General features: G+C 43.2%; 11 protein-coding genes. 2 read left to right on the top strand and 9 right to left on the bottom strand.

The genetic code is table 11. The annotated features are described in order from the left end of the window. Positions 1-157 precede the first annotated feature (157 nt). The 3 genes from H6G14_RS11630 to H6G14_RS11620 form a co-directional block, all read right to left on the bottom strand. The gene (locus tag H6G14_RS11630) at positions 158-2,248 is read right to left on the bottom strand and encodes an NAD(P)H-quinone oxidoreductase subunit 5 (RefSeq protein WP_190567569.1); all 2,091 of its coding nucleotides are present in this window, start codon (positions 2,246-2,248) and stop codon (positions 158-160) included. A 196-nt stretch (positions 2,249-2,444) separates the two neighbouring features. Beyond that, the gene (locus tag H6G14_RS11625; protein ID WP_190567568.1) at positions 2,445-2,831 is read right to left on the bottom strand and encodes a thioredoxin family protein; all 387 of its coding nucleotides are present in this window, start codon (positions 2,829-2,831) and stop codon (positions 2,445-2,447) included. Positions 2,832-3,208: 377 nt separating this feature from the next. Next, complete coding sequence (locus H6G14_RS11620) at positions 3,209-3,925, bottom strand: NnrU family protein (RefSeq protein WP_190567567.1); 717 nt, start codon at positions 3,923-3,925, stop codon at positions 3,209-3,211. A 373-nt stretch (positions 3,926-4,298) separates the two neighbouring features. Here H6G14_RS11620 and H6G14_RS11615 point away from each other — a divergent pair, with 373 nt between their 5' ends. Then, entirely contained in the window at positions 4,299-5,312 is a 1,014-nt protein-coding gene (locus H6G14_RS11615; RefSeq protein WP_190567566.1) for a LysR family transcriptional regulator, read from the top strand. Between the two features lie 708 nt (positions 5,313-6,020). Here H6G14_RS11615 and H6G14_RS11610 read toward each other — a convergent pair. Beyond that, the gene (locus H6G14_RS11610; protein WP_011318554.1) at positions 6,021-6,740 is read right to left on the bottom strand and encodes a Crp/Fnr family transcriptional regulator; all 720 of its coding nucleotides are present in this window, start codon (positions 6,738-6,740) and stop codon (positions 6,021-6,023) included. Between the two features lie 311 nt (positions 6,741-7,051). Between H6G14_RS11610 and H6G14_RS11605 the strand changes: the two genes are divergently transcribed. Further along, positions 7,052-7,927: a DALR anticodon-binding domain-containing protein gene (locus H6G14_RS11605; RefSeq protein WP_190567565.1), complete on the top strand. Its 876-nt coding sequence runs from the start codon at positions 7,052-7,054 to the stop codon at positions 7,925-7,927. 185 nt (positions 7,928-8,112) lie between these two features. Here H6G14_RS11605 and H6G14_RS11600 read toward each other — a convergent pair whose 3' ends face one another. The 5 genes from H6G14_RS11600 to H6G14_RS11580 all read right to left on the bottom strand — a co-directional run bounded on the left by H6G14_RS11600 (position 8,113) and on the right by H6G14_RS11580 (position 12,559). Continuing rightward, positions 8,113-8,928: a Cof-type HAD-IIB family hydrolase gene (locus H6G14_RS11600; protein ID WP_190567564.1), complete on the bottom strand. Its 816-nt coding sequence runs from the start codon at positions 8,926-8,928 to the stop codon at positions 8,113-8,115. Positions 8,929-8,994: 66 nt separating this feature from the next. Continuing rightward, on the bottom strand, positions 8,995-9,759 hold the full coding sequence (locus H6G14_RS11595; protein ID WP_190567563.1) for an energy-coupling factor ABC transporter ATP-binding protein: 765 nt from the start codon (positions 9,757-9,759) through the stop codon (positions 8,995-8,997). Between the two features lie 124 nt (positions 9,760-9,883). Next, positions 9,884-10,543, bottom strand: a complete 660-nt coding sequence (locus H6G14_RS11590; protein WP_190567562.1) for an energy-coupling factor transporter transmembrane component T family protein — start codon at positions 10,541-10,543, stop codon at positions 9,884-9,886. After that, on the bottom strand, positions 10,536-11,456 hold the full coding sequence (locus tag H6G14_RS11585) for an energy-coupling factor ABC transporter permease (protein WP_190567561.1): 921 nt from the start codon (positions 11,454-11,456) through the stop codon (positions 10,536-10,538). Before H6G14_RS11585 ends, H6G14_RS11590 begins: the two co-directional genes overlap by 8 nt. A 278-nt stretch (positions 11,457-11,734) precedes the next feature. Beyond that, a complete protein-coding gene (locus H6G14_RS11580; protein ID WP_190567560.1) occupies positions 11,735-12,559 on the bottom strand; it encodes an energy-coupling factor ABC transporter ATP-binding protein in 825 nt (274 codons plus the stop codon). Between the last annotated feature and the right edge of the window lie 42 nt (positions 12,560-12,601).

Below are 12,601 nucleotides of genomic sequence, written 5' to 3'. Positions count from 1 at the left end.
ATAAAGAAAGATGAAGGCGGGTTAAGCTATACCCAGTCCTTCATCCCCATACAATATACTTCTTGCCCAATCATTAACCGTTTAGTTAGCAGAAGTTTAGTTTTTAGCACCAGGATGCTGAGTAAAAACATAGTTCAGCTTTAACTCAGCACAAAAGTTAGGTGACACCGAAAACGATAACTAAGCCCAAAACAGCCCCGAATACGATGAGGGCATAGAATTGAACCCGACCGTTTTCGAGATATTTTAGACCTTCGCCACTAACCAAGGTGAAAAATCCTGTCAAGTTGACAGCGCCATCAACAACCCGGAAGTCCACTTCCATAACTTGTCTAGCAAGGCGACGCAAACCAAGCACAAAGACACGATGGTAAATGTCATCGAAATACCATTTATTAAGTGATAGTTCGTAGAGTGGCTTAATTTTAGCAGCGATCGCCGCCGGGTCGATTTTACGCTGTAAATACATCAGCGAAGCCAAGGTAATCCCAATCAAGGAAACACCGACTGAACCACCAGCCATGATGTAAAACTCATTAGGATCAAATTCAGCCGCTTTTTCCAGTACTTCAGCTAGGCTTTCTGTGGGCGAAAAAATAAACCGTTCAAAGTAATTGTTGTAAGGAGTACCTACCAAACCAATCAACATTGAAGGTATAGCCAAAATCAGCAATGGCAGAGTCATTGTCCAAGGCGACTCATGGGGAGAACTGCTGTGATGACCGTGACCATCATGATGACCACCAGTAGCAGCCAATTCTCCTTTTTTCATTGCCCCAGGGCCAAAAACCGGTGCGGGTTCTGCTGACTCTAGTTCCAGAAGGATTGTTTTAGCTTTGAGGAGCCTGTCCTTGATTTTTTCGTCATTTCCCCGGAATTTGCCTTCAAATGTCGAGAAATACATTCTAAACATATAAAAAGCGGTAATCCCAGCAGTCATCCAGCCAATAAACCACAGCAGTGGGTTAGCAGCATAAGCAGCACCGAGAATTTCATCCTTTGACCAGAAACCAGCAAAGGGAGGAATCCCCGAAATTGCCAAGCAACCAATCAAAAATGTCAATCCGGTGGCAGGCATATACTTCCGCAGTCCACCCATTAAGCGCATATCCTGCGCTAAAGCTGGGTCATGACCAACAACGGCTTCCATGCCATGAATGACGGAACCAGAACCCAAGAACAGCATCGCTTTGAAATAAGCGTGGGTCATCAGGTGGAATAATCCCGCACTGTAAGCCCCTACGCCCATCGCCATCACCATGTAACCCAACTGGGAGATGGTGGAGTAAGCCAAGCCCTTTTTGATGTCGTTTTGGGTAATGGCAATGGTAGCGCCCAAAAATGCTGTAAATGCCCCAGTAAATGCAATCACGTTCATTGCAGCTGGAACGTGTTCAAAAACGGGGTACATCCGCGCCACGAGGAATACACCAGCCGCCACCATCGTTGCCGCGTGGATTAAGGCAGAAATGGGGGTGGGGCCTTCCATCGCGTCTGGTAGCCAGACATGGAGGGGGAATTGGGCAGATTTAGCAACTGGGCCGAGGAAGACTAAAATTGCAAACAGTACAGCCAGGAAATTGCTGATAGAACCTGTTTGGACGAGTTCGGCTAGGCGATCGCCCATAATCTGAAAATCAAAGCTGCCTGTTGCCCAAAATAGTCCCAAAATGCCTAGCAGTAGACCAAAGTCACCTACACGGTTGGTGACAAATGCTTTTTGGGCTGCATCTGCGGCTGATTTGCGATCGTACCAAAAACCAACCAGCAAATAAGAACACATCCCTACTAGTTCCCAGAAAATATAAATCTGGACTAGATTAGGGCTGACTACTAGACCCAACATTGAGGAGCCGAACAGGCTGAGATAGGCATAAAACCTAACGTAGCCTGGGTCATGAGCCATGTAACCATCAGTGTAAACCATGACCAGCACAGCTACCGATGTTACAATCACCAGCATCAGGGATGTGAGATTGTCGATCGTGTAGCCCATAGTCAGGTGAAAATTGCCTGCTGCCGCCCATTCTAGGGTGCGGAGATAAGTTGGGTGTCCTTGGAGTTGACTCCACAGCAAGGCCGACGACAGACCCAGGGCCGCGCCCATGAGGGAAATGATCAACACAGCGTTTAGCTGCCGCAGGCGGTTTGTCGTTTGATTGAACGAAATTAAGCCAAGACCGACCAACATTGCTCCCAACAGAGGCAATACTGGGATTAGCCAGGCATATTGATAGATTACTTCCATCACTGACGTGTACTTTTAGGATTCTTGACTAAATTGTCGGAACTGTTAATAATTGTGACACACACCCTTGAGGATAAAATACCCCACCCAATAACAATTGAGTGGGGTATTAAGCATGGTTTTAGATTTGGGGACTGGAGACTGGGAATTGGGAAAGATTTTACCCAACACCCAAAACTTAATACCCAATCTCCAATCATGCTGTCCGACATTCTAAGTCTGCCGTTTTAGAGCTAGTGTACACTTTAGGACGGTTGGTATAACTGAGTTTGATTTCTTCTAAAGCCAATCGTAAGTCATCTCTGCCGCGAAACCCTTCTAGACGATGGCGAATGATCCCATTTTCAATCAAAAGTAACGTGGGCAACGACTTTAAACGATAAGTGTTAGAAAGTTTGAAATTCTCGTCAGCGTTCACCCCAACTAGTTTAATTTGTTCGCCGCATTGAGATTGAAATTGTAATAACAAAGGGTGGATAATGCGACACAACCCACACCAGGGTGCTTCAAAATTTACTAAAACCGGAACCGGAGATTCTAAAACTTCTTGAGTAAATGTCCGCTCACTAACCGACAACACCATGACGCCTCTAGAGTTATAGGGTTTTACTATCAAACTAGCTATCAGCAGAAGAAGTTAGCAAGCTAGTTAATGTTTTATAGCAGCTATATTTCAGTACCGCTTTTGACTGCGGCAAAAAGCCACCAGATTCTAAAAACCGATTTTAAGCTTTGGTCATGCCGATCGCTTCTACTGGAAAGAGTATTTTGGCTACTTTGCCGGATACTCTCCAAGAGATTTGATTGCTCGGCAATGTGCCACTATAAAAATTGCAAAACGGATCAACAGACCCCCACTAACAGCTGTTTCAATTTATCCTACATTGATTTGGTAGCAATTGATAAGTAGAAATTTTCCCTGAGTTAGTATTTTCTTCTGATAGTGGGGATCATGTGAAACTACCAGTCTAACCTACTAGTTGCTACAAACAACAGGGGGTGCGCCCACCAAAGTAAAGCGACAAAAATAGCAACTCCTAAATATGCAGGGCGGATAAATTCTTCCCACTTGATGGATTGACGACCATCAATAATTGCGGCAAAGGGAATGATTGAGGTGCGCTGTTTCACAACTTCAAAAGCCTCACCGTAACGCTTGTTCAAACGGCGATCGCCATGCCAAACTCCAAATAAATGGTGCAAAATCAGCCCAAAAGAAGTCACAAGGGTAAAGCTTGTACCTAACCATAGAGTATGAGCAATACACCAAATTACCTGTCCTACCATTTGGGGATGACGGGTAATCCGAATAATTCCTGTTTCATACAAGTGTACTTGGGGCTTTTGAATAGCCGCAATTTCTAGTAGATTGAAGGTGGCAGGATACAAAAACAAAAATGAAATAGCTGATAATACCCAAACTACAGCCTGTACTCCTGGTACACTCTGTATCTGCCAAAGTTGCAACCCGTCGTAACGGTGATTAAAGAAGTAAATAATCAATATGACAGCCAACGGTAGACTGACTAATGCAAAAAAAATGCGATAAAGCCTTGGCCCAATGTACTTTTCTGCCCAAGGTCGTAACGCAGCGCCGCCACTGTGGGCGATCGCAAAAGCTAATTGTAACCCCAGCATGACAAAATGACTCGGAGTCAACCAAGGATTCAGCATCATAGATACAGGTGAAGTAATTTAAAGAAAAGTTAATTCCATACAACCAATACCACAAAGTATTCAACAGGAGACTTTCAACAAGATTGTTGTGGTACCGTCTTTTTCTATTCCCGCCTCCAAGTTATAAGATGCAATAAATCATGCTCAGTACCGCTACGCAGAATTTAAAATGCAAAATTCCTTTGGGAAGCTTGGGCGGTGTCGGTTTCCGTCTCGCCCAATTTTCACAAAATTCACAAAGCTTAAAATATAAGCTTTTTCCTGATTTAGAATTGGGTATTTTATTCACGTTGTCGTGTACTAATAGTTGCAAAGCTATAAAACATGATTTATTGCTAACGTTGCTCCTTTCAAAGTTTGTGGGTTGAGCCTTATGTCTGACCTTCCTTTCACTTTAGATCAGTTACGCATTCTCAAAGCGATCGCCGTAGAAGGGAGCTTCAAACGCGCCGCTGATAGTCTTTATGTCTCCCAACCTGCCGTGAGTTTGCAAGTGCAGAATTTAGAACGGCAGTTGGATGTCCCTTTATTTGACCGTGGCGGCCGTCGCGCACAATTAACCGAAGCAGGACATCTACTATTGAGTTACGGTGAAAAAATCCTCAGTTTGTGCCAAGAAACTTGCCGCGCTATTGAGGATTTACAAAATCTCCAAGGAGGTACTTTAATTGTCGGTGCTTCTCAAACTACTGGGACATACCTGCTGCCCAAAATGATTGGGATGTTCCGGCAGAAGTACCCTGATGTGGCAGTACAGCTGCACGTCCATTCGACTCGGCGCACTGCTTGGAGTGTGGCTAACGGACAAGTGGATTTGGCAATTATCGGAGGGGAAATTCCTGGGGAACTCACAGAATCTTTGGAAATTATTCCCTATGCCGAAGATGAACTAGCCCTTATTCTCCCAGTGTTTCACCCCTTCACCAAACAGGAAACAATTCAAAAAGAAGATTTATACAAATTACAATTCATTACTTTAGATTCTCAATCAACCATACGCAAAGTTATCGATCAAGTCCTATCTCGCAGCGAGATTGATACTAGGCGGTTTAAGATTGAAATGGAGTTAAATTCCATTGAGGCGATTAAAAATGCTGTGCAGTCGGGTTTAGGTGCAGCTTTTGTTTCCACTAGTGCGATCGCTAAAGAATTACAGATGGGTGTACTCCACTGCACCCCAATCGACGGCGTAGTCATCAAACGGACACTGTGGCTAATTTTCAATCCTAATCGTTACAGATCCAAAGCAGCAGAAGCTTTCAGTCAGGAGATATTACCACAGTTTGCCACTCCTGACTGGAATCAAGATGTGTTAAAACTGGCACAAAAAAAACTAGTTGTAAATGTACTAGATGCAGCCATCCCCAATACTTCCGATGATGGCTGACATTTGGTTTTTAGTGAGCCAAAGTAATATTCTCCAAAACAGAAATGCTAGCGCTACGGGATTTTTCCTTGTTGGCGCTAGCTGATTCTACTTCTACGAGAATATCTAATGGTGAGGACATTAATATGCTGTGTGGCGCTAATCACTCCCGTAGGAACCCAACATACACTTTTTGGAGTCCAACAAGCCCTCCCCCTAGCTCTGTGGTGCAATTCGGTTGACGGGTAGGCGATCGCAATGTCCTGGTTCAGCTTGTTAAAATAGTTACTTGTTGCTACTCTTATGCTGAATTTGACTTTGAGCCAGTCAGATAGTTAGTACTTAAGTGATGAAAAATCATACATCCCACAGATGGGTTCTTTGATGCTGACATTGCCCTTGGCTTTTGGTGGAAACCAATGGGAAATAAATCACTCAATACAGAGAACTCATCTTTTTCTCTAAATGTCTCTGTCGATGGCTAAAAAATAAACACTGAAGCTTTTAAACAAAAACTTGCCCGATTACACAATCTGTTTGTGGTGGTCAAACAGATTGATGAGACTGAGCAGTAAGCGAGTGTTGCTGGCGACGACTTACTGCTGACTGATCGGGGGGTAGGAACTGATAAGCGGAGCTTGACCGTTCAAATGTACCAAAATCTGCTGTTGCTGGTTGGCAGAGTGGTAGTTCCCAACCGTAGATGCCCTATAAACAGTCAATTAAGCTTTAGCTAGCTCTGTTGATTGACTCTGCTGGTAAACAAATCAAGTTATCCCCTTGAGTGAGGATTAAGCCACGCTGACGTAACTTACCCATTAAACGAGTAACGGTTACACGCGTTGAACCGATGGCACTACCAATTTGAGCATGGGTAAGGGGGAAAGGCAAACAATAACCACGAATGACATCGGGATCAGTTTCACTCATGGCTGGTTCTCCATATTCCTCGATCAATAGGGTGAGGAATCCTAAGAGTCTGTCAATTGTGCGCCGTTGTCCTAAGGCACTGAGCCACAGCAACTTACGCTGGTGTTGGTATCTGAAAGCATCCATCACTTCACGTCGGAAGTGAGGCCAGTTGTCTAGATCGTGCCAATACATCCACAGTACGGCAGTTTGATCAACGTGAGCGTAGGACTGGAGTGTGAATGGAGACTGAGCCACAATTTCAAACGGCTGTCCAGCGCCGACAAATCCCAAGAAAGCTTCTTCTGGGGTTCTGTTGATCCGTCGAGAAGTCAATTGACTGGCAGTGGCACTAACCTGGGCGGTTCCTACCATGCGGATCGCACCTCTCTGCACTAAATAAAGCAAACCAGGTCTTGCTGGAATGCGCTCATCTTTGCTAAAGGTGCGGCAGCGATAGTGTTCTTGAGCCCAGTCAAGAATGCGTTGCCAAGTCAAAAAAGGGCGTGATGCCTCAGAAAAGGAGGATGGAGATTGCATAGGTAACAAAGAGCGTTCGGCTGAAGACAAAGACGTAATAAAAAGGTGCAAGGAGTGTCTTTGTGTTTTTTGAGGTAGGCTTAACGCCTAACAGCGTCAGCCATCCAAAAAGCAGAGGGCTATTTGCGCTCTACTATTTTGTTATACTTCCTACTGTACAATGATGGTAGTAAAGTTTACATATTATTCATCGAATATTTATCAAATTTTATGCTATTCTCATTTTTCTTCGATAAAAATAATATTCTACCCTATGGCAGATGACAACTTAATCAAGTATTTTATGAAACTTAGCTCCTCATAAAAACCAAGTGTATCATCCTCTACTAGTAAGTAAAAATACAGCAATTAGACAGTTACTACATGGTTATTTACTGGTAGTTGTAGGTAGCTTTAACTATCATCAGGAACAGCAAAGCACAATAAAAGAAAAAATTCCTCTATATAAGGGTAGAAATAGTCAACAAACTTTATATATTTGCGGGGTAGCTCTGCGGTTGGCAAAATCTCATAATCGAGATCCAATGGAGATAGCTAGTGTTATTACTTCCCGGTTATCAGTTATATGTAAAGAAAACTTACTGGTACGGATTGTTTCTCCGGGTTGGATTCATCTAGAATTGGCTGACTGTTTTTTAGCCGCTTGGTTGCAAAATCTCGTGCTAGGGGGTTTGGGAGATGATCAGGACACAAAGAAACATGAGAGAGTTGCAACTATTAACCCTTCTCGTTTGTTTGCAATGCAGTATGCTCATGCACGTTGTTGTTCGTTAATATTGCTAGCTCAACGTGAAGGATTAATTCAATTTAGGGAACCACTACCAGATAATTGGCAAGATCGTTCGCTGGGTAGTTTGGTATCAACAATGCAAATACCTTGGTTGAATAGTGAGGCAAAAATTCGCCTCAATCACCCAGCAGAAAGCTGTTTAATTTCTGAGCTAATACAAGTAGTAGATAGTTTGATATTTCCTGATGATGATAAGAGCATGAATTGGGAAAAATTAGGGTCAGATTTAAGCCAAGCTTTTGCCACTTTTTGGAGCCAGTGCCGTATTTGGGGGGAAGTCAAAACTATGTTGCCAGAACTTGCTCAAGCCAGACTGGGGTTAATTTTGGCTACTCAAACGGTATTGCGATTTTTACTAGTAACCCAGTTGGGGTGTGTTGCACCTCTTGAACTCTAGATTTGCGAGAGTTTGGGCGCAATTTTTAGACAATAAAAACTTTTATAACTAGGTATTGACGCATTACCTAATGTCGGATATATTAGCTGGTGTGTGAGGAGCGAACCAGCAAGAACACCGAGACGAAACACGGCCAGTCGTCGGTGTTCTTTCTGATTTATAGGGTTTTTCGTTGAGTTTGGATGTCAAGAAAGTAGAAATTTTTCCATTGCAACAGCAGCCCCATCCTCTTCAACAGTCGGGGCCACCCATTGAGCGATCGCCTGGACTCCTGCGGGGGCGTTGCCCATAGCGATACCAATACCAGCGTATTCCAGCATTTCCAGATCATTGAAGTTATCACCGATGCACATAACTTCGTGGCTTTGTATTCCCAGCAATTCTTCGGCTAGGTAACGTACAGCATTACCTTTGTTGACAAAGGGATGAGTAGCTTCAAAGAAAGTAGCAACGGATGTGGTGAGATAAAGTTCAGCAGGCGTGTATTGTAGGCGCAAACTGCCCAAGAGGTTGCTGATTACCTCTGTGTCATCACACAAGGCTAAAATTTTTGTGGGTGCATTAGTTAAAGTTTGGCGCAAATCACCGACAGCAATGGGAGTAATACCAGAACGTTGTGCGTAAGTTGCAGTCTCCTGGGTGACTTCACGCACATAGAGCTGATCGTCAATGTAGAAGTGGATAGATAAAAGCGATCGCCACTGTGGCTGCTCAAAATAATCTAATAATTGTTCAGCTGTCTTTCTATCTAAAGGTAGATGTTGATGGATTTTTTGGTCAGATGGGTCTTGAATCCAGGCTCCTTGATAAGCGGCTAGGGGTAAAGTAGAGTTAATATCTTGATGAAAGCGGAGTGCCGAACGATACATCCTGCCAGTGGCGATCGCCACAGGGATACCTCTGGCTTGAACTGCGGCGATCGCTTGCTTGACAGAGGTGCTGATGGTGTTCGACTCTCCCGAAATCGTGCCATCTATATCTAATACGAGTAGTTTAATCATTTAGTCATTGGTCATTGGTCAATAGTCAATAGTCAATAGTCAACGGTCAACAGTGCATAATTGTTATCACCAGTCTATTGGCAAACCCAATTGCTCTAGAATTTCGCCATTTTGTAATAGTGGCTGAATGTCGTTGTCTATTTGAATGCGTCCATTGGATAGTACTAGAGCGCGTTGGGTGACTTTTCCTAGCCAATGTAGTTCATGGGAAGCTATTAACATGACTTGCACTGGCAAATTTAATAGAACTCTTGCTAAGTGTCTGCGCCATGCTGGATCAAGACCAGTAGTGGGTTCATCTAAAATTAAAATAGCAGGCTCTAGTGCCAAAATAGCAGCCAGGGCGGCAAGTCTTCTTTGTCCACCCGAAAGTTCATGGGCTGAACGGTTAGCATAAGCTTCTAGACCGAAATCGGCTAATAACTGTCGTGCTTGATCCCGTGCGATGGGAGCTGGTACGCCATAGTTAAGGGGGCCAAAGGTAATATCTTCTAAGATGGTGGGCATGAATAATTGGTCATTGGCATCTTGAAAGCCAAAGCCAATGTATCGCCTTACTTGAGGTAGAGTTTGGGTGTCTAAGGAGATATCATTAATCCAAATTTTGCCTGATTGGGGTTGTTTGATCCCTATTAGGTTTTCTAATAAGGTACTTTTCCCAGAACCGGTTGCACCCATTAACGCCACGCGATCGCCGGCATTTAATGTAAAAGAAATATTTTGCAGAACTGGTTCTTGGTGAGGATAAGCGTAAACCAGGTTCTGTACCTGGACAACAGCTTGATGGGAATTACGGCTGGAAGAGTGGGGCTGAGGAGTCAGAGATTTCAAAATTTATTACTCTCTATATGTTGAGGGTTGGGGACTATACCAATTCGCAATTCGCAATTCAGAAAATCAGATACCATCTGGGTTTCAAGCTTTGCATCTGTTGCCTAATTTTGGAGAATTGGGATTAGGGGGAATAAAGATAGGAGGTGAGGGTAAAAAAAGCAGCGATCGCCCAAGCGAATATCAGGGCGAACCGTTCTTTTGCCTTAAAAGTAAAATCTATGGGTAACTGGCCGTTATAACCGCGAATTACCATTGCAGCGTAAACTCTTTCTGCTCTTTCTAAGCTACGGATATACAAAGTGCCAATCATGGCGGAACTAGCGTAGCGTAACCAGCCACCTGCACCTTTTAGTCCTCGTAATTGGGCGCTACGCTGCATACGTGTTACTTCTGAAAGCAAAATTTCTAAATATTGCCCAGTCAAGAGTAAATTTTCTTTTAATGCGCTGGGTACGGGTAAACTTTTCAAGGCGATGCCAAAACTGTGGGGTGGTAGGGTTAACAGAAAGCTATTCATGGCGATTAAACATACTAGAGAGCGAATCAGCAAAAAACTCGCTCTTTCCCATCCCAAGGGCAATGCTACTACTGATAAGAAGATTAATTCTGTACCTACCAATCCTCCTAATTTGGGCAAGGATACGCGCAATACTGCTACCCAAATTAAGGCGATCGCAGCATACGCGCCCAACCAATACCAAGCGTGATGCTTGAGTAAGGCTGTCCCGACAACAATCACTAGGGACAAATGTAAGCGTAACGGCAAAGCCATTTTAAGCATTCTTTGGTCTCACTACTTTGGCAATTCCAAAAGCAACAGCAAAGCAAACAGCAGCTCCTAGAAGTCCAGCAAGACTTGTCCCAATTGCGCCTAAACCCTCAATACCATAGTCTGCTAACGGTGTTGGTACAGATATTCTGACTTCTTCACCTAGTTTGATAAATCCCAAGTCTTCTGCCACTTTTTCTAGGCCATCAGGCCAAGCTGAGGCGAGCAATGACAATGCACCAGCTACTAAGACTATGCTAACAACAGGTACTAACCAACCGCGAAATTCTTGTTGTTCTCCTGGTAACAAATCTGGTCTGGCTTTGGCTAGATAAGTTAATACACCGCCGGTAATCAGGCCTTCACCAATACCAATCAAAATATGAACACCAGTCATAGCAGGTAAAACAGCTATGGATGCAGTCCCAGAAAGGACTAACTCAATAGCACAGGCGATCGCTGCTACTACGACACTCACAGCCGCCGCTATACCAGCCGCTAATGGTAAACGTGCTTTAGAGCCGCCAAATAATCTTTGCAAAGTTTGGGTTAACATCCAGCCTACCCAAACGCCAATGAATGCCATGTTTAAGATATTTGCTCCCAAGGCAGTGATCCCACCATCGGCAAACAGCACGGCTTGGATAATTAAGACTGTGGCAATACACAACGAGCCAGCCCAGGGGCTACCTAAAACAATCGCAGCTAAAGTACCTCCGAGCAAGTGACCACTGGTTCCCCCCGCTACCGGGAAATTAATCATTTGGGCAGCAAAAATAAAAGCAGTGGTTAAACCAAGGATGGGGGCGCGACGAATACCAAAAGCTGTTTGCGCTCGCCCACTAGCAAACAATAGTCCTGCCAAACTTACCAAACCCGTTGCGCCTGCGACTGGCACAGACACAAATCCATCAGGAATATGCATGATTCGCCCCGTAACTAACGTGTTATTTCACACAATAAAAATAATCTCATTCAGGCATCAAACTAATAAAAAACACTATTTTTCTTTTGTTTTCAATGCCCTATTGGGGGATTTTATAATGATACTTGGGGCATATTGACAATAAAAAAATCATCAAATATTGTACTTATTTAGCAAGTTATTAAATTTTATTTAATTAGTGTTGATTAGATATTAATTAAAAAAAATATGTTAATAATCCTGTTTCCTAATTTTTCCACAAGCTGGGAATTGGACTGTTAACAAAAAAACTGCAATATCTTCTGCCGGAAATTTTCTGAATTATGCTCTTTAGTCGCTAGTTCTTTTGTGATGAAAATTTCATATACTGGTGGCAGACCTAACTCTATGCTGTCGAGAATTTCCCTTTGAGAAAAAATATCTTCTGGTTTTCCTTCTAAAATAAGTCTTCCTGCATCCATCACAAAAATCCAGTCTGACCAGCAATAAACTAAATCTAAGTCATGACTAGCCATGATTATTGTTGTTCCAGATTGATAAATTTTATTGAGCATTGCCATTAAATTACGGCTTTGCGGTCTATCGAGATAGGCGGTTGGCTCATCTAATAAGAGTAATTCTGGTCTTAGAACCATGACATCAGCTAGGGAGACGCGTTTTTTTTGCCCTAAACTCAGGTGATGTATGGGTCTTTCGGCTAATTCCGTTAACTGAAATTCCCTTAAAGCTTGGGTAACTCGCTGTTGAATCTCTGCTATTGGTAATCCTAGATTACATAAGCCATAAGAAATATCTTCCTCAACAGTAGAGGCTACTAATTGTTGCTCTGGATTTTGAAAAACAAGTCCAACTTTTTGGCGTAGTTGCATCAGGTTTTTACGATCATATTGTATGGCTTTATCATGCCAATACACACGACCTTGCTGTGGTTTATACAAACCATTAGCTAAAGAGAATAGGGTAGTTTTACCGCAACCATTTCTGCCAATTAAAGCACATTTTTTGCCTTGGGGAATTTGTAGGGTGATGCCATTTAGTACTGATTTTTGTGTACCTGGATATGTATAATATACTTGTTCAAACGCGAGTAATGACTGCTGCATTATCTACAACTTTAGGGAATTTAAATTTAGGATTACTAAAAT

Origin of the sequence: Nostoc parmelioides FACHB-3921, from assembly GCF_014696625.1 — a bacterium.
In the GTDB taxonomy this organism is placed as follows: Bacteria; Cyanobacteriota; Cyanobacteriia; order Cyanobacteriales; family Nostocaceae; genus Trichormus; species Trichormus parmelioides.
Note: the sequence above shows the minus strand (reverse complement) of the source record. Positions and strands in the feature narration are given on the sequence as shown.